At 70.1% G+C, this 17,124-nt stretch carries 14 protein-coding genes and 1 riboswitch; of the genes, 8 read left to right on the top strand and 6 right to left on the bottom strand.

From position 1 onward, the window contains the following. Nucleotides 1–31: 31 nt before the first annotated feature. The 5 genes from WDW90_RS09350 to carA all read right to left on the bottom strand — a co-directional run bounded on the left by WDW90_RS09350 (nucleotide 32) and on the right by carA (nucleotide 6,647). Complete coding sequence (locus WDW90_RS09350; RefSeq protein ID WP_336487115.1) at nucleotides 32–547, bottom strand: hypothetical protein; 516 nt, start codon at nucleotides 545–547, stop codon at nucleotides 32–34. 5 nt (nucleotides 548–552) lie between these two features. Further along, on the bottom strand, nucleotides 553–1,029 hold the full coding sequence (gene greA / locus WDW90_RS09345; RefSeq protein WP_336487165.1) for a transcription elongation factor GreA: 477 nt from the start codon (nucleotides 1,027–1,029) through the stop codon (nucleotides 553–555). A 125-nt stretch (nucleotides 1,030–1,154) separates the two neighbouring features. Beyond that, entirely contained in the window at nucleotides 1,155–4,628 is a 3,474-nt protein-coding gene (gene carB, locus WDW90_RS09340; protein ID WP_336487114.1) for a carbamoyl-phosphate synthase large subunit, read from the bottom strand. A gap of 239 nt (nucleotides 4,629–4,867) precedes the next feature. Next, on the bottom strand, nucleotides 4,868–5,242 hold the full coding sequence (locus WDW90_RS09335; RefSeq protein WP_336487113.1) for a hypothetical protein: 375 nt from the start codon (nucleotides 5,240–5,242) through the stop codon (nucleotides 4,868–4,870). 154 nt (nucleotides 5,243–5,396) lie between these two features. Further along, nucleotides 5,397–6,647, bottom strand: coding sequence for a glutamine-hydrolyzing carbamoyl-phosphate synthase small subunit (gene carA, locus WDW90_RS09330; protein WP_336487112.1), 1,251 nt, complete (start codon nucleotides 6,645–6,647; stop codon nucleotides 5,397–5,399). A 184-nt stretch (nucleotides 6,648–6,831) separates the two neighbouring features. On the opposite strand from carA, the gene WDW90_RS09325 reads away from it, so the two are divergent. From WDW90_RS09325 to WDW90_RS09290, 8 genes are all read left to right on the top strand, one after another. Continuing rightward, nucleotides 6,832–7,296 carry a GatB/YqeY domain-containing protein gene (locus WDW90_RS09325; RefSeq protein ID WP_336487111.1) on the top strand — a complete coding sequence of 155 codons (465 nt, stop codon included), beginning with the start codon at nucleotides 6,832–6,834 and terminating at the stop codon, nucleotides 7,294–7,296. Nucleotides 7,297–7,379: 83 nt separating this feature from the next. Continuing rightward, the gene (dnaG, locus tag WDW90_RS09320) at nucleotides 7,380–9,290 is read left to right on the top strand and encodes a DNA primase (RefSeq protein WP_336487110.1); all 1,911 of its coding nucleotides are present in this window, start codon (nucleotides 7,380–7,382) and stop codon (nucleotides 9,288–9,290) included. Between the two features lie 200 nt (nucleotides 9,291–9,490). After that, nucleotides 9,491–11,497 carry an RNA polymerase sigma factor RpoD gene (gene rpoD / locus WDW90_RS09315; protein WP_336487109.1) on the top strand — a complete coding sequence of 669 codons (2,007 nt, stop codon included), beginning with the start codon at nucleotides 9,491–9,493 and terminating at the stop codon, nucleotides 11,495–11,497. A 364-nt stretch (nucleotides 11,498–11,861) separates the two neighbouring features. Further along, nucleotides 11,862–13,130: an adenylate/guanylate cyclase domain-containing protein gene (locus WDW90_RS09310; protein ID WP_336487108.1), complete on the top strand. Its 1,269-nt coding sequence runs from the start codon at nucleotides 11,862–11,864 to the stop codon at nucleotides 13,128–13,130. Nucleotides 13,131–13,157: 27 nt separating this feature from the next. After that, nucleotides 13,158–13,285: riboswitch (TPP riboswitch) on the top strand. Between the two features lie 78 nt (nucleotides 13,286–13,363). Further along, nucleotides 13,364–14,569 carry a glycine oxidase ThiO gene (gene thiO / locus WDW90_RS09305; RefSeq protein WP_431311007.1) on the top strand — a complete coding sequence of 402 codons (1,206 nt, stop codon included), beginning with the start codon at nucleotides 13,364–13,366 and terminating at the stop codon, nucleotides 14,567–14,569. Then, nucleotides 14,566–14,778, top strand: a complete 213-nt coding sequence (gene thiS / locus WDW90_RS09300; RefSeq protein WP_336487106.1) for a sulfur carrier protein ThiS — start codon at nucleotides 14,566–14,568, stop codon at nucleotides 14,776–14,778. The genes thiO and thiS overlap by 4 nt, the downstream gene beginning before the upstream one ends. 5 nt (nucleotides 14,779–14,783) lie before the next feature. Then, entirely contained in the window at nucleotides 14,784–15,599 is an 816-nt protein-coding gene (locus tag WDW90_RS09295) for a thiazole synthase (protein ID WP_336487105.1), read from the top strand. Continuing rightward, complete coding sequence (locus tag WDW90_RS09290) at nucleotides 15,596–16,270, top strand: thiamine phosphate synthase (RefSeq protein WP_336487104.1); 675 nt, start codon at nucleotides 15,596–15,598, stop codon at nucleotides 16,268–16,270. Before WDW90_RS09295 ends, WDW90_RS09290 begins: the two co-directional genes overlap by 4 nt. A 20-nt stretch (nucleotides 16,271–16,290) precedes the next feature. Here WDW90_RS09290 and WDW90_RS09285 read toward each other — a convergent pair whose 3' ends face one another. Continuing rightward, on the bottom strand, nucleotides 16,291–17,040 hold the full coding sequence (locus WDW90_RS09285; protein WP_336487103.1) for a proteasome-type protease: 750 nt from the start codon (nucleotides 17,038–17,040) through the stop codon (nucleotides 16,291–16,293). Between the last annotated feature and the right edge of the window lie 84 nt (nucleotides 17,041–17,124).

Raw genomic sequence — 17,124 nt, 5'->3', positions numbered from 1 at the left:
GGAGGGGGGTCGGGCGAGGAGGTCGGCCACGTCAGTCCACGGGCAGCTGGCGGCGCAGCCACCCGGCGTAGATGTCGGCGATGGCCGTGACGCGGCGGCGCTCCGAGAGCGGATCGTACCAGGCGCCGCCGTAGCTCGACGGCGTCGCGGTGAGCTGGGGATGACGACCGAGGATCTCGCCGCGCGGCCCGACGAGGAGTGCCTCGCCGTCGAGGTAATCGTTCTGGCCGCCGCCGCCGAAACCGCGGCCGCCATGGTCGGGACCGACATAGGAGCGCAGCGAGAGGCCGCGGATCAGCACGACGAGGCTCGGGCCGCGCCCGCCGAGACGGTCGGCGAAGCTGCGCCTGAGCGCGGCCGTCAGGTCGGCGCGGAGCGCCTCGGCCTGCGGCCCGTTTCCCTGTGCGATCAGGGGCCGGACGTCGACGCGCACGTCGGACAAGCGCGCGCCGTTGAGATTCGGGAAGTCGCCGGCCGCGGCCGGGCCGCCAAGGAGAAACAGGGCGGCGAGGCCGGCGATCCGGCGGAGTAGGGGCTGTGCGGCCATGACGCTCAGGCGCCGTACTGGACGCCGACGACCTCGTAGGACTTGCCGCCGCCGGGCGTCGTCACCTCGACGGTGTCGCCGACGCCCTTGCCGATCAGCGCGCGGGCGATCGGGGAGGTGATCGAGACGCGGCCGGAGCGCACGTCCGCCTCGGGCTCGCCGACGATCTGGTAGGTCTTCTCCTCCTCGGTGTCCTCGTCGACGAGCTTCACGGTCGCGCCGAACTTGATCTTGTTGCCCGACAGCTTGGTGACGTCGATGACCTCGGCGCGCGAGATCATGCTCTCGAGCTCGAGCACGCGGCCCTCGTTGTGGGACTGCGCCTCCTTGGCAGCGTGGTACTCGGCGTTCTCCGAGAGGTCGCCGAGCGCCCGCGCCTCGGCGATCGCCTGGATGATCCGCTGCCGCTCGACCTGCTGGCGATGCTTCAGCTCCTCCTCGAGAGCCGCGAAGCCACGCACCGTGATCGGAACCTTGTCTATCGTCATCGTCTCGCGCCACAATGAATAGGCCCGGCCGGGAACGACTTCGCTCCCTCCGGGCCATGATGAGAAGGCCCTGAACCCCGGACGCCGCGGGACGCATCAAGCACGTCCCGTCAGAAGGTTCAGGCCGCGAAGTATTCCTGCAAGGCGCGGACTTGGAGGTCGCCCTCGAGGTAGGCCTTGATCCCCTCGGCCGCCGCCATCGCGCCGGCTAGAGTGGTGTAGTACGGCACTTTATGCAAGAGGGCCGCTCGCCGGAGGGAGCGCGAGTCGGACAGCGCACCGGCTCCCTCGGTGGTGTTGAGGACGAGCTGGATGTCGCCGTTCTTGATGGCATCGACCACGTGCGGCCGGCCCTCCAGCACCTTGTTGATGCGCTCCGTCGGAACGCCGTTCTCGACGAGGAAGCGCTGCGTGCCGCCCGTCGCCAGGATGGTGAAGCCGAGATCCTTGAGGAGGCGGATCGCTGGCAGGATGCGGGCCTTGTCGGCGTCGCGCACCGACACGAACACCGTCCCGGTCCTCGGCATCGGCGAGCCCGCTCCGAGCTGACTCTTGGCGAAGGCGACGCCGAATCCGCCGTCGAGGCCGATCACCTCGCCGGTCGAGCGCATCTCGGGGCCGAGCAGCACGTCGACGCCGGGGAAGCGCGCGAACGGGAATACCGCTTCCTTCACGGCGACGTGCGGCAGCGCCGTCGGCGCGAGCCCGAAGCCCGCCAGGCGCTCACCCGCCATGATCCGCGCCGCGATCTTGGCGATCGGCTTGCCGATCACCTTGGCGACGAACGGCACGGTGCGGGAGGCGCGGGGATTGACCTCGAGCACATAGATTGTTCCGTCCTTGATGGCGAACTGCACGTTCATCAGGCCGCCGACCTTGAGGGCCAACGCCATCGCCTTCGTCTGCCTCTCGAGCTCGGCGATGATCTCGGGGGAGAGCGAGCGCGGCGGCAGCGAGCAGGCGGAATCGCCCGAGTGAATGCCCGCTTCCTCGATGTGCTCCATGATGCCGGCGATGAAGACCTCCTCGCCGTCGCAGACCGCGTCGACGTCGACCTCGACCGCGTCCGACAGGTAGCGGTCGAACAGGAGCGGGTTCTTGCCCAGCACCGTGTTGATCTGGCCGGTCTTGTCGTTCGGGTAGCGCGCCTTGACCTCCGACGGGATCAGGCTCGGCAGCGTATCGAGGAGATAGTCGGCGAACTGCGTCTCGTCGCGGATGATTGCCATGGCGCGCCCGCCGAGCACGTAGCTCGGGCGTACCACGAAGGGCAAGCCGAGATCGGCCGCGACCAGCCGGCTCTGCTCCACCGAGTAGGCGATGCCGTTCTTCGGCTGCTTCATCCCGAGCTTGTCGAGGAGGCGCTTGAACTGGTCGCGGTCCTCGGCGAGGTCGATCGCGTCGGGAGAGGTGCCGAGGATCGGCACGCCCGCGGCCTCGAGCGCCCGGGCGAGCTTGAGCGGCGTCTGGCCGCCGAACTGCACGATCACCCCGTGGAGCGTGCCCGCCTGGCGCTCGGTCTCGATGATCTCCAGCACGTCCTCGGCGGTGAGCGGCTCGAAGTAGAGCCGATCCGAGGTGTCGTAGTCGGTCGAGACCGTCTCCGGGTTGCAATTGACCATGATGGTCTCGTAGCCGGCTTCCGACAGCGCGAAGCAGGCGTGGCAGCAGCAATAATCGAACTCGATGCCCTGGCCGATCCGGTTCGGGCCGCCGCCGAGGATGATCACCTTCCTGGCCTCGCTCGGCTGCGCCTCGTCCGCGACGGTCCCGGCGAAGGGCGCGACGTAGGTCGAGTACATGTAGGCGGTCGGCGCCTTGAACTCGGCCGCGCAGGTGTCGATCCGCTTGAAGACCGGCCGCACCGACAGCGCCCGGCGCCTCCCGTGCACGCTCGCCTCGTCGGTTCCCGCGAGCACGGCGAGGCGCGCGTCGGAGAAGCCCGCCGCCTTGAGTTGGCGGAACGCGCCCGGCGTCGTCGGCAGGCCATGGGCCTTCACCCGGTTCTCGAGATCAACGATCGCCTGGAGCTGCTCGAGGAACCAGGGATCGATCTTGCAGGAGGCGTGGACCTCCTCGTGGCTGACGCCGAGGCGCAGAGCCTGCGCGACCTTGAGGAGACGGTCCGGGGTCGGCGTGCCGATCGCGGCCTTGATGGCGTTGTGGTCGTCGCCCTTGCCGAGGCCCTCGATCTCGATCTCGTCGAGCCCGGTTAGCCCCGTCTCCAGTGAGCGCAGGGCCTTCTGCAGCGATTCCGCGAAGCAGCGCCCGATCGCCATCGCCTCGCCGACCGACTTCATGGCGGTGGTCAGCGTCGGCTCGGCCCCCGGGAACTTCTCGAAGGCGAAGCGGGGGATCTTGGTGACGACGTAGTCGATCGTCGGCTCGAACGAGGCGGGCGTGGCGCCTCCGGTGATGTCGTTGGCGATCTCGTCGAGCGTGTAGCCGACCGCGAGCTTCGCCGCGACCTTGGCGATCGGGAAGCCCGTGGCCTTCGAGGCCAGCGCCGAGGAGCGCGACACGCGTGGGTTCATCTCGATCACGATCATGCGCCCGTTCTCGGGGTCGATCGCGAACTGCACGTTCGAGCCGCCGGTCTCGACGCCGATCTCGCGGAGCACCGCGAGCGAGGCGTCCCGCATCACCTGGTATTCCTTGTCGGTGAGCGTCAGCGCCGGGGCGACTGTGATCGAATCGCCGGTGTGCACCCCCATCGGATCGACGTTCTCGATCGAGCAGACGATGATGCAGTTGTCCGCCTTGTCGCGGACGACTTCCATCTCGTACTCCTTCCAGCCGAGCACGCTCTCCTCGATCAGAACCTCGTTCGTCGGCGAGGCGTCGATGCCGCGCTCCACGATCTCGAGGAACTCCTCGCGGTTGTAGGCGATGCCGCCGCCTGTGCCGCCCATGGTGAAGGAGGGGCGGATGATCGCCGGCAGCCCCACCTCGGCGAGCGCGATCAGCGCCTGGCCGAGCGCGTGCTCGCCGTAGCGCTTGCGCCGGTCGCCCTCCGCGCCCTGCCACTTCCGCTCGAACTCGGCGAGCGCTGCCTTGCGGGTCTCGGGATCGGCGCTGGCGGCCTCGATGCGAGCCAATTCCGCGAGGTATTTCTCGCGGTCGGCCTTCTTGGCGGCCGAGGCGTTGGCGAGGGCGGATTTCGGCGTCTCCAGGCCGATCTTCGTCATCGCATCGCGGAAGAGGTGGCGGTCTTCTGCCTTGTCGATGGCCTCGGCCGTGGCGCCGATCATCTGCACGCCGAACTTGTCGAGCACGCCCATGCGCTGGAGCGAGAGGGCGCAGTTCAGCGCGGTCTGGCCGCCCATGGTCGGCAGGATCGCGTCGGGGCGCTCCTTCTCGATGATCTTGGCGACGATCTCGGGCGTGATCGGCTCGACATAGGTCGCATCCGCCATGTCCGGGTCGGTCATGATGGTCGCGGGGTTCGAGTTGACGAGGACGATCCGGTAGCCCTCCTCGCGCAGCGCCTTGCAGGCCTGAGTGCCGGAATAGTCGAACTCGCAGGCCTGCCCGATGATGATCGGGCCCGCACCGATGATCAGGATGGAGGAGATGTCGGTGCGCTTGGGCATCGGACGCCTTCTTGCAGGCACGCGCACCCGACCTCGCGCGGCGCCGCGGGCAGCGGGGCGGCATCGAGGCGAGCGCGTGCGGCGTGGATTGTCGTTGAGGCCCGCGTGTACACGCAGCCGATCACGTTTGAAAGAGCACGATAGGCGCGGGCTGTGGGGCCAGGCGCCTCTTCGCGGTCCGCCGTGTCGGCAGGCACAAAACGCTTGCGGGCGCCATCAACCGGCGCCGCTCGGCGGCCTCAGAGGCCGATGTAGAGGGCGGCGACGGCCCGGTCGATCGAGAGATAGAACACCCCGAAGGCGACCGCCGCGGCGGCAGCGAATTCGAGGGCGAGGTTGGACAGGGTCTGCGAGCGGCGCATGACCTCGCGGCCGAAATAGACCGTGATCCAGGCCATCGTGAGCACCGCCGGCATCACGAACAGAAAGGACAGCGTGCTCTCGACGCGATCGAGGCTCGTCGGATCGAGCAAGGCGCGGATGTTGCGGACCCACGGCGCGTAGCAGGCGGCGTAGAGCGCCGTCATCCACGACAGCCCGACCGCGACGCCCAGATGGAAGGTGAAGATGCGATGCAGCCGCGAGAAGTCGTCGCGCGCGTCGTCCAAGGTCATCCGGCAGCCCCTTCAATCAGCCAAGCGCCCCCGGACGATCGTTGCGGTATCGTCGTTAAGGGGCGGTTGCCGCGGGTTCTGAGAGGCAAAGCCGAGTTTTTTATGACGCCGGCGGCCCGGCCGGCGCCATCATGATGGCAGCGCTTGGTCCCTCTCAGCCCTCACGCATCTCGGGCTCCGGCCTGTTCTCGCGCATCAGCATGACGAACCGCTCGAACAGGTAATGGCTGTCCTTGGGGCCCGGTGAGGCTTCGGGGTGGTGCTGTACCGAGAAGGCCGGGCGATCGCTCAAGGTGAGGCCGCAATTCGAGCCGTCGAAGAGCGAGACGTGGGTCTCGACCGCGTTGCCCGGCAGGCTCTGCGGATCGACCGCGAAACCGTGGTTCATCGAGACGATCTCGACCTTGCCGGTGGTCTTGTCCTTCACGGGGTGGTTCGCGCCGTGGTGGCCCTGCGCCATCTTCACCGTGCGCCCACCGAGCGCGAGGCCCATGAGCTGGTGCCCGAGGCAGATGCCGAAGGTCGGCACACGCTCGTCGAGGAGCTTGCGGATCACGGGCACCGCGTAGGTGCCGGTTGCGGCCGGGTCGCCGGGGCCGTTCGAGAGGAAGACCCCGTCGGGCTTCAGCGCCAGGATCTCCTCGGCGCTGGTGGTGGCCGGCACCACGGTCACGTCGCAGCCGGCATCGGCGAGCAGCCGCAGGATGTTGCGCTTCACGCCGTAATCGATCGCGACGACGCGGAAGCCCTGGCCGAGCTGGCGCTTGCCGTAGCCGCCCTTCACCGCCCAGACCGTCTCGGTCCAGTCGCGGCTCTCGCGGCTCGTCACGGGAGGCACGAGGTCGAGGCCCTCCATCGGAGCGAGTGAGGCCGCCCGTGCCTTGAGAGCCTCGCGGTCGAATCGGCCCTCCGGATCGTTGGCGATCACCGCGTTCGGCATTCCGCGGTCGCGGATCAGGGCGGTGAGCGCGCGGGTGTCGACGCCCGTGATGCCCGTGATGTTGCGGGCCTTGAGCCACGCGTCGAGGTGGCTCGATGAGCGCCAGTTCGAGGGCTGCGTCACGGCCGAGGCGATCACCACGCCGCGCACGCCGGAAGCCGGCGCCGCTTCGAGGCTCTCCAGATCCTCGTCGTTGGTGCCGACATTGCCGATATGCGGGAAGGTGAACGTGACGATCTGCCCGGCATAGGACGGATCGGTCAGAATCTCCTGGTAGCCCGTCATCGCGGTGTTGAAGCAGACCTCGCCGTCGGCGACGCCCGTCCGGCCGATGCCGAATCCCTCGAGGACCGTTCCATCCGCCAGGACCAGGAGGGCCGTGACCAGCGGCTCGGCCCAGGGCTCGGGCGATGACCGCCCGGGCGCGGGGCGGGAATGCGCGGGCGCGCCATCGTCTTGCAGCATCGGCGTGATCTCGCTTATGTCCGGCCGACCCGGCGCCGTTCGGATTGGCGCGCAGGGGTGGCTTGAAACGCAACCGCGCTCATACCGAGCGGGCCGCGTCGGGGTCAATGTGGACCCGGCCCGCCCGCGCCTCAACCGGCGCCAATTGCAGGCCACCCAACAGGTTTTCGAATTGGAGTCCACGATGTCGTTGCGCGAGCGCTTCACCGCCGAGATGAAACTTTCCATGAAATCCGGCGACAAGAGCAGGCTCGCCACCGTGCGGATGATCCAGGCCGCGCTGAAGGACAAGGACATCGAGGCGCGCGGCCTCGGCAAGGAGCCTGCCACAGACGAGGAGATCCTCTCGCTCCTGCAGAAGATGATCAAGCAGCGCAACGAATCGGCCGGCGTCTACGATCAGGGCGGCCGCCCCGAGCTCGCCGAGAACGAACGGGCGGAGGCCGCCATCATCGCGGGCTTCCTGCCCCAGCAGATGACCGACGGCGAGATGAAGGCCGCGATCGAGGCCGCGGTCGCCGAGACCGGGGCCGCCGGTCCGAAGGACATGGGCAAGGTCATCGGCGCCCTGAAGGGCCGGTACGCGGGCCGCATGGATTTCGCCAAGGCGAGCGGGCTGGTGAAGGCGGTCCTCGGGGCTCAGGGGTGAATCACGGGCACAGTCGGCGCCCCGCCTGAGACTCCGCCGCGGCGAACCCGTATGATGCTCGGCCCGTCAGCCCGGACCTGAGCGTGCGCTACCCGCCCCACCTCCTGGAAGAGATCCGCGCCCGGCTGCCGGCCTCCGACGTGATCGGCCGGCGCGTGCGGCTGAAGAAGGCCGGCCGCGAGTGGCGCGGCCTGTCGCCGTTCAACGCCGAGAAGACGCCCTCCTTCTACGTGAACGACCAGAAGCAGTTCTATCACTGCTTCTCGTCCGGCAAGCACGGCGACGTCTTCACCTTCCTGATGGAGACGGAGGGCTTGAGCTTTCCCGAAGCCGTCGAGCGGCTGGCGTCCGAGGCCGGCGTCGCCCTGCCGGCCCCGAGTGCGGATGCGCGCGAGATGGAGACGCGGCGGCGCGGCGCCGTCGAGGTGATGGAACTCGCCGCCGCCTATTACGAGGAGTGCCTGCGTGGGCCGGCGGGCGCGCAGGCCCGCGCCTATCTCGACAGGCGCGGCCTCGGGAGCGAGATCCGCGCCCGCTTCCGGCTCGGCTACGCCACGCCCGAGCGCTACGGCCTGCGCGACTTCCTCGCCGCCAAGGACGTCGAGAAGGACCTCATGGCCGAGCTCGGCCTTCTCTACGCGGGCGAGGGGGTCGCCGTCCCCTACGACCGGTTTCGCGATCGGATCATGTTCCCGATCGCCGACCTGCGCGGGCGCGTCATCGCATTCGGCGGCCGGGCCATGCAGGCGGACGCGAAGGCGAAGTACCTGAACTCCCCCGAGACCCCGCTCTTCCACAAGGGCCAGGGGCTCTACAACCTGCACCAGGCCCGCAAGCCCGCGCACGAGCGCGGCACGATCGTCGCGGTGGAGGGCTACGTCGACGCCATCGCCATGACGATGGGCGGACATCCGAACGTGGTCGCCTCCCTCGGCACCGCGCTCACCGAGGAGCAGGTCGCCCTCCTGTGGCGCCACGCCGACGAGCCGGTGCTCTGCTTCGACGGCGACGGTGCCGGTCAGCGCGCCGCCTTCCGGGCGCTCGACGTGGCGCTGCCGCTGCTGGAGCCCGGAAAGTCGCTGCGCTTCGCCCTGCTGCCGGAAGGACAGGATCCGGACGACCTGCTGCGCTCCGGCGGCTCGGCGGCGCTCGACCGGGTGCTGGACGCGGCCAAGCCCCTCGTCGAGATTCTGTGGGCGCGCGCCGTCGAGGCCGGTCCCCGCGACACCCCGGAGCGTCGGGCGGGCCTCGCCAAGGGCCTGCGCGAGACCGTCCTGGGTATCCGCGACGAGACCGTCCGGCGCTTCTACCGGGACGAGATCGAGGAGAGGCTGCGCGCGCTCTCGCCGCGCGCCGGGCATCAGCGCGGCGCTTATCAACCAGGCGGTCGGCCGAACGGCTTCCAGCGCCGGGCCGGCCGGCCGGGGGACCCGCCGCCGTCGCCCCGGCTGACCGCGGGCCCGAGTCCGCTGCTCGCCCGCTCCACCGGATTCGCCGGCGGCGGTCATTTCCGGGAAGCGATGATCGTGGCGAGCCTGCTCGCGCACCCGGAGCTTCTCGGCCTCAATGTCGAGGACCTCGCCGCGCTCGAACTCGAGGATCCGGACGCCCACGCCCTCCGCTCGTTCCTGCTCGACCGCGCGGCCGATGCCGCCGAGGCCGACTCCTCCGTTGTCGGGAACCGCCTGCAGCGGGCCGGGCTCGAGGCGGCGGCGGCACGCCTCGCGGCGCGCGTGCGTCCGGGAGACCGCTGGGCGCTCGATCCGCACGCGGATCCGCTGCGTCTCGAAGACGCATTGCGTCAGGCCGTGATCTTGCACCGCAAGGCGGGAGCGCTAAATAGCGAACTCCGCCAGGCGGAACGGGCATTGGTCGAGGAGGAAACCGAGGCCAACTTCGCGTGGCTGTGCGACGTCAAGGAGCGCTTGGCCGTCATCGCCGGAGCGGAGGCCGAGGCGGACTTGCCCGAGACGACCGACTCGACCGCGCCGTGAAGCTGGTGCAAAGGCGGGGACGCGACGTGTCTGCGTCGCATAGTTAACAATCGGTCAAGCGTCTTGCTTGCATACCGGGATCTGGGATTGAAGCGGCCGGCGCGCGAACCGGCCGCGGGTTCACATGCATTGCGGCGTCGATGGCGGAGAGCAGCCCCAAAGCCCCTGCATCACGCGGCCACGAAAACAATAGGCTGATCATGGCGACGAAGGCAACTGAACGGGACGAGACGGACACCGCTCCGGAACAGCAGACCGACGGGCCGCTTCTCGACCTGACGGATGCCTCGGTCAAGCGGATGGTGAAGCTCGCCAAGAAGCGCGGCTACGTCACCTACGAGGAGGTCAACGAGGTCCTGCCCGATGGGCAATCGGACCCGGACCAGATCGAGGACGTGCTGGCCCAACTCTCCGAGATGGGCATCAACGTCGTCGAGGCGGAGGAGACCGACGAGGCAGCGGGCGAGCGCCCGGCGAACGGCGAGGCGGCCGAGGATGACGAGGCGGCCGAGGGCACGGAGGTTGCCGAGGTGTCGCCCGCGCGGGCCGTCGCCGTCGCGACCACCACCAAGGAGCCGACCGACCGCACGGACGATCCCGTGCGCATGTACCTGCGCGAGATGGGCTCCGTGGAGCTCCTCTCCCGCGAGGGCGAGATCGCCATCGCCAAGCGCATCGAGGCGGGGCGCGAGGCGATGATCGCGGGCCTCTGCGAGAGCCCGCTGACCTTCCAGGCCATCATCATCTGGCGCGACGAGCTCGTCGACGGCAAGGTGCTGCTGCGCGACATCATCGACCTCGAAGCCACCTATGCCGGCCCCGACGGCAAGAACGCGCCGCAGATCGCCGAGGGCGAGGAGGGCGAGGAGGGCGAGGAGGGCGACGGCGAGCCCCCGGCGCCGCCCGAGGGCGGCGACGACGACGACGACATGGAGAACAACGTCTCGCTCGCCGCGATGGAGGCCGAGATCAAGCCGCGCGTCCTCGAGACGTTCGACGCGATCGCCGACAATTACCGCAAGCTGCGCAGGCTCCAGAACGAGCATGCCGAGCTGAAGGCGGGTGGCGGCGAGGCGACGCGCAGCCAGGACCAGAAGCGCAACGAGCTGAAGGACGTCGTCGTCGCCGACGTGAAGTCGCTCTCGCTCAACAACAACCGCATCGAGGCGCTGGTCGAGCAGCTCTACGACATCAACAAGCGGCTCCTCTCCCACGAGGGCCGGCTGATGCGCTACGCCGAGAGCCACGGGGTCGCCCGCGACGAGTTCCTGCGCCACTACCAGGGCTGGGAGCTCGATCCGAACTGGATGGACCGGGTCGGGACGCTCGGCGGAAAGGGCTGGAAGAACCTCGTCGAGAAGGGCGGCCGGCAGGTCGCGGACCTGCGCGAGCAGATCCTGACGCTCGCCTCCGAGACCGGCCTGGAGATCGGCGAGTACCGCAAGATCGTCAATATGGTCCAGAAGGGCGAGCGCGAAGCCCGCCAGGCCAAGAAGGAGATGATCGAGGCCAACCTCCGGCTCGTGATCTCGATCGCCAAGAAGTACACCAACCGCGGCCTGCAGTTCCTAGACCTGATCCAGGAAGGCAATATCGGCCTGATGAAGGCCGTCGATAAGTTCGAGTATCGCCGCGGCTACAAGTTCTCGACCTACGCCACCTGGTGGATCCGGCAGGCGATCACCCGCTCGATCGCCGACCAGGCCCGTACCATCCGCATCCCGGTGCATATGATCGAGACGATCAACAAGATCGTCCGGACCTCGCGCCAGATGCTGCACGAGATCGGCCGCGAGCCGACTCCGGAGGAACTGGCCGAGAAATTGGCCATGCCGCTGGAAAAGGTGCGCAAGGTCCTGAAGATCGCCAAGGAGCCGATCTCGCTGGAGACGCCGATCGGCGACGAGGAGGATTCGCACCTCGGCGACTTCATCGAGGACAAGAACGTCGTCCTGCCGATCGACGCGGCGATCCAGAGCAATCTTCGCGAGACGACGACGCGCGTGCTCGCGTCGCTGACGCCGCGCGAGGAGCGCGTGCTGCGCATGCGCTTCGGCATCGGCATGAACACCGATCACACCCTGGAGGAGGTCGGCCAGCAATTCTCGGTGACCCGCGAGCGCATCCGCCAGATCGAGGCGAAGGCGTTGCGCAAGCTCAAGCACCCGAGCCGCTCGCGCAAGCTCCGGAGCTTCCTCGACAACTGAGCGGGGGCGGGCCCGTTCCAGGGCGAGCGCGCGGGTTCGCCCGGCGGCGCGCGGGAACGGCTTGGCGCCCGCCCGTGCGGGTTTGCCGACGGCGCGTCGCGTCGGGTGACGAGCTGTCGGGTGACGAGCTGTCGGGCCGCGACGCCCTTCCCGTCCCCGCGCGGACCGATCCTGCCCGACCTGGGCAGGCGAGGGAGTATCCCGGCCGAGCCTGAGATCCGCGGCGAGGAGAAGCGCGTGGAGGTGGCTGAACCTGAAAGCCGCGCCCCTATTTCTGGTTTCGGACAACCGACAGTATTGTCCGCGTGTCGCGATTCCGTGCGCGACCATTGCTGACCGCCCGCCGCACCACCACCTTGGCCGTATGCTCGACCTTGGCCCACAGAAGTCGCCGCCCTCGCCGACCGCCGAAGCCGACGGCTCGGAGGCCGAGGGCGTGCCGTTCGGCCTGCTCCAGGAATGCGTCGCCCTGCGGGACTGGCTGCTGAGCGAGGGCACCCGTGTGCTCGCGGCGGACGATCTCCTGGCGGGTCTCGCCGAGCGCCTGAACGAGCTCGACGTGCCGGTCGACCGGGCGAGCACGGCGATCGACACCCTGCACTCGGAATATGCCGGCGTCGGCCGCTCGTGGAGCCGCGAGGAGGGCGCGACGGTGCGCCTGTTCCCGCACGGCGAGGCCTCGGACAACGCCTACCGGGCCAGCCCCTTCTACACGGTGCACCAGACCGGCGAGTGGCTCATCCTCGACCTCGACGAGACGCCCGCCGACCGTTACGCGATCCTGCCGGAGCTGAGGGCGGCGGGGTATCGGCACTATCTCGTCGCGCCGCTGATCTTCACGAACGGCGCGCGCAACGGCATCACCTTCGCCACCCGCGCGAAGGCGGGTTTTCGCGACGACGACATCGCGATCCTGCGCTTCATCATGCCCACGCTCGCGGCCGTGATGGAGATGCGCCTCATCAACAAGCAGCTCGACCAGGTGCTCAGGATCTATGTCGGCGACGAGCCGCACCGGGCGATCCTGTCGGGCTCGATCCGCCGGGGCCATGTCCAGCGCATCCGCTCGGCGATCCTGTTCGCGGACATGCGCGACTACACGCACATCTCCGCCGACATGACGCCCGAGGAGGCGGTCGACCTCCTGAACATCTTCTTCGACTGCCTCGTGCCGGCCATCGAGCGCGAGGGCGGCGAGGTGCTCAAGTATCTGGGCGACGGGCTCCTCGCGATCTTCCGCGAGCCCGGCGACGATCTCGGCGGCGCCGCCAAGGGGGCTCTGACGGCCGCCCAGGCGGCCCTCGCGGCGCTCGACGAGGCGAACGGCCTCGGCCGCTTCGCCAATCCCGTGGCGGCCGGCATCGCGCTCCATCACGGCGAGGCGGCCTACGGCAATGTCGGCTCCGGTGCGCGCCTCGACTTCACGGTGATCGGCCGCGACGTCAACCTCGCGAGCCGCATCGCCCGGCTGAACCGGACCCTCGGCGAGCCGCTCCTGATGTCCAAGCCCTTCGTGGACTTCCTCTGGGGCGATCCCGAGCCCCTGGGCGAGCACGTCCTCGATGGCTTCCCGGAGCCGATGCTGGTCTACCGGCCCGGCCGCAAGCCCGCCGCCTGCCTGAAGCGGGCTTGACCCGGCGAGAGCCACGCCCCAATCTAGGGGCGTTCCAGGGAGATCCCCGGCAAGGGGCTGAGAAACCGATGGGCCATCCGGCAGGATGGCGGCGCGGAAATCCTTCGAACCTGATCCGGCTCATACCGGCGTAGGGATTGGACCGCGGGTTTCCCGAAGACCCGGTTGCTTCCGAGAGAAGCTGAGGGACACCAATCTCTGCGGGCCATCGCGGAGATCTCGTCTTGGCATCCGTGCCGACATCACCCATCGGACAGCGCCGTGCGGCGCCCTCGACCCTTGCCGCTGCCGGCCTGCCGGAGCGCGCCGACATCGTGGTGGTCGGTGCCGGCCTGATCGGCCTGTCGGCCGCATGGAGGCTCGCGGAGAGCGGGCGCTCGGTCACCGTGGTCGAGCGCGAGACGGTGGGGGCCGGCGCGAGCCTCGCCGCCACCGGCATGCTGGCGCCCGCGGCCGAGCACGAGCCCGGTTCCGATCTGCTGCTGCCTCTGGCGCTGGACAGCCTGCGCCGCTGGCCGGCCTTCCGGGACGCGCTGCAGGCCGCCTCGGGCACCGATATCGACTACCGTCAGGAGGGCACCTTGGTGCTCGCGATCGGGCGGGACGAGGTGGAGCGCCTGCGCTTCCGCTACGACCTTCAGCGGCGCTCGGGCGTCGCGGCGCAGTGGCTCGCCGGGAGCGAGGTCCGCCGCCGCGAGCCGGCGCTGCGCCCCTCCGTCACGGCCGGCGTGTTCTGCCCGCTCGACCACCAGGTCGACCCGCGCCTCGTCATGGCGGCGCTCACCGAGGCCTGCCGGCGGGCGGGCGTCACGATCGTCGAGCGATGCGCCGCGGAGGCGCTCGACTGGACGAACGGGCGCGTCACCGGCCTGCGCACGCGAGCCGGCCCGATCGCGGCCGGGACAGTGATCCTGGCGGCCGGCGCCTGGAGCGGGGCGGGGAGCCTCCTGCCCGAACCCCTGAGCCTGCCCGTGCGCCCGATCAAGGGCCAGTCGCTGGCGCTCAGGACCACGCGGCGCACCGGCACGCTCGGGCACATGGTCTGGACCGAGCAGATCCACATGGCCCCGAAGGGCGACGGCCACCTCATCGTCGGCGCCACGGTCGAGGATTGCGGATTTCGCGAGGGCGTCACGGCGGGCGGGCTCTACGCCCTGCTCGAGGGCGCGCGCCGGGTCCTGCCCGGCATCGAGGAGATGGAGGTCGACGCGGTCTGGAGCGGCTACCGCCCGACCTCGGACGACGACGCGCCGATCATCGGCGAGATCGCCCCCGGCCTCGTCGTGGCGACCGGGCATCACCGCAACGGCTATCTCCTCGGCCCGGCGACCGCCGAGGCGGTCGCTTCCCTGGTCGAGACCGGCGCAGTGCCGGCCTTCGCCCGCGATTTCGGACTGTCCCGGTTCGCCCGCACCGGCACCCTGAGGGCATCGGCATGAAGCTCACCGTCAACGGGCAGCCCCGCGAGTGCGAGGCCGCCGACATCGAGGCCCTGTTCCGCGTCGAGGCCGAGGAGACCGGCATCGAGGGCCCGCAGGGCATCGCCATCGCGCTGAACGGCCGGGTCGTGCGCCGCCGCGACTGGGCCCGGACGCCGGTCGCCGAGGGCGACCGCGTCGAGATCGTCCGCGCCATGCAGGGAGGCTAGGAGCCATGAGTTCGACCGACACCGTCGACACCGTCACGCCGCTGCGCGCGCCGGACGACGACGCCCTCGTCATCGCGGGCGTGCGGCTCTCCTCGCGCCTCCTGATCGGCACCGCCGGCTACCCGACGCAGGCCATCATGCGCGACGCCGTCGCGGCCTCGGGCGCCGAGATGGTCACCGCCTCGATCCGCCGCGTCTCGCTGCAGGGCCACGGCTCCGACACGGTGCGGATGCTGAAGGGCTACCGCTTCCTGCCGAACACCGCGGGCTGCGAGACGGCCCGCGACGCCATCATGACGGCCGAGCTCGCCCGCGAGGCACTCGACACCAACTGGATCAAGGTCGAGGTCATCGGCGACCGCGAGACCCTCTATCCGGACGTCGCCGAGCTGATCGAGGCGTGCCGCCATCTCGTGGATGACGGCTTCGTGGTTCTGCCCTACTGCAACGACGATCCCGTCACCTGCCAGCGCCTGCAGGATATCGGCTGCGCCGCCGTGATGCCGATGGGCTCGCTGATCGGGTCGGGCATGGGCGTGGCGAATCCGGCCAATATCGAGCTGATCTGCCGCCGCGCCGGCGTGCCGGTGATCGTCGATGCCGGCATCGGCACCGCCTCGGACGCCGTCATCGCCATGGAGCTCGGCGCCGCCGCCTGCCTGATCAACACGGCGGTGGCGAGGGCCGACGACCCGGTCCGGATGGCGCGGGCGATGCGCCACGCCGTCGAGGCCGGGCGGCAGGCGCATCTCGCGGGCCGCATCCCCCGCCGCGGCCGGGCCGAGCCGTCGAGCCCCCAGCTCGGCCTCGTCGGCTCGTGAGCCTGCCGGCGGCGCTCCTCGCGGTCACCGACCGGCACGGGCGCGCCGCGGGCCTCGCGGACACCGTGCGGGCGATCCTCGATGGCGGCGGGCGCTGGATCTGGCTGCGCGATCCCGACCTCGACCCGGCCGCGCGGCGCGGCCTCGCCGAGAGCCTGCTGGCGCTCGCGCGCGCGGCCGGCGCCAGCCTCACGATCGGCCGGGACGCCGCGCTCGCCGCCGCCATCGGCGCCGACGGCGTGCACCTGCCCGGGGGGACGCGGCCGCGGGCGATCGCGGCCGCCCGCAGGATCCTGGCCCCGGCTTCGCTGATCGGCGTCTCGGCGCACGGACCGTCCGAACTCGCCGAGATCGCCGCGGCCGGCGCCGATTACGTGACGCTGAGCCCGATCTTCGAGACCGCGAGCAAGCCCGGCTACGGCCCGGCCCTCGGGCTTGCCGGGCTTCGCGCCGCGGCGGCGGCGCACGGCCTGCCGGTCCTCGCCCTCGGTGGCGTCGGGGCGGGTAACGCCTCCGCTTGCCGCGCGGCCGGCGCGGCCGGCATCGCCGTGATGGGCGGGCTGATGCGGGCGCGCGATCCGGCCGCCGCGACGCGGGCGTTCCTGGGCGCCTGGGAGCGCGGGGACCCGACCGGAGCCGAGAACCCGCCGCGCCTGCCGCCCGCGGCCTGACCGGCCGGCGCGCCCCGGCCCTATTTCGGCGCCGGACCGTAGGGCGGCCGCGGGATCGCCCGGTGGGCCGCCCGCAGGGCCGCGGACCAGCGCTCGCGCAGGTCGTGGAAGTAGGTTTCCCCGGCCTCGATGCGGTGGTTGACCTCGAGGTCGAGGGCCCCGCGGCGGGCGACCGCGATGTCGATGGGCAGGCCCACGCCGAGATTCGACCGCATGGTCGAGTCCATCGAGACGAGCCCGACCTTGAGGGCGTCGTAGAGATCGGTCTGGAACTTCACCGCGCGATCGAGGATCGGCTTGCCGTACTTGTGCTCGCCGATCTGCAGGAAGGGCGCGTCGCCGCTGCACTCGATGAAGTTGCCGGCCGAGTAGATCAGGAACAGGCGCATCGGCTCGACGCCGATCTGGCCGCCGAACAGGAGAGAGACCGAGAAGCGCAGGTTCGCTGCCTCGAACCCGTCCTTCTCGATCGTCCGCACACGCCGGATGGCGCGGCCGATCAGCTGGGCCGCCTGGAACATGGTCGGCGCCTCGACGAGCCTCATCCTGGGCTCGCCGTCGTCGCCCTCGACGCCTTCGGCGAGCAGGCTCAGGACGGATTGCGTCACCGACAGGTTGCCGGCCGAGGCCAGCATCATCACCCGCTCGCCGGGCACGTTGAAGTGATGAAGCTTGCGGTAGGTCGAGATGTCGTCGAGCCCCGCATTGGTGCGGGTGTCGGCGATCATCACGAGGCCATCTTCGACGAGGAGTCCGACGCAATAGGTCATCGCGAATGGCCTGGGACAGGATCCGGCGTGGAAGAAGCCCGATGGCACGTCGATTCCAGACTGGCAAGGGTGCCCTTCACCGGG

The sequence above is a fragment of the Methylobacterium nigriterrae genome, assembly GCF_037106235.1.
In the GTDB taxonomy this organism is placed as follows: Bacteria; Pseudomonadota; Alphaproteobacteria; order Rhizobiales; family Beijerinckiaceae; genus Methylobacterium; species Methylobacterium nigriterrae.
This window is presented reverse-complemented; position numbering and strand designations above follow the sequence as displayed.

What these genes read in the sequence shown, in the direction of transcription:
- WDW90_RS09350 (WP_336487115.1), bottom strand. Translation starts at nt 547, where the DNA reads ATGGCCGCACAGCCCCTACTCCGCCGGATCGCCGGCCTCGCCGCCCTG.
- carB (WP_336487114.1), bottom strand. Translation starts at nt 4,628, where the DNA reads ATGCCCAAGCGCACCGACATCTCCTCCATCCTGATCATCGGTGCGGGC.
- WDW90_RS09335 (WP_336487113.1), bottom strand. Translation starts at nt 5,242, where the DNA reads ATGACCTTGGACGACGCGCGCGACGACTTCTCGCGGCTGCATCGCATC.
- carA (WP_336487112.1), bottom strand. Translation starts at nt 6,647, where the DNA reads ATGCTGCAAGACGATGGCGCGCCCGCGCATTCCCGCCCCGCGCCCGGG.
- WDW90_RS09325 (WP_336487111.1), top strand. Translation starts at nt 6,832, where the DNA reads ATGTCGTTGCGCGAGCGCTTCACCGCCGAGATGAAACTTTCCATGAAA.
- rpoD (WP_336487109.1), top strand. Translation starts at nt 9,491, where the DNA reads ATGGCGACGAAGGCAACTGAACGGGACGAGACGGACACCGCTCCGGAA.
- WDW90_RS09310 (WP_336487108.1), top strand. Translation starts at nt 11,862, where the DNA reads ATGCTCGACCTTGGCCCACAGAAGTCGCCGCCCTCGCCGACCGCCGAA.
- thiS (WP_336487106.1), top strand. Translation starts at nt 14,566, where the DNA reads ATGAAGCTCACCGTCAACGGGCAGCCCCGCGAGTGCGAGGCCGCCGAC.
- WDW90_RS09295 (WP_336487105.1), top strand. Translation starts at nt 14,784, where the DNA reads ATGAGTTCGACCGACACCGTCGACACCGTCACGCCGCTGCGCGCGCCG.
- WDW90_RS09285 (WP_336487103.1), bottom strand. Translation starts at nt 17,040, where the DNA reads ATGACCTATTGCGTCGGACTCCTCGTCGAAGATGGCCTCGTGATGATC.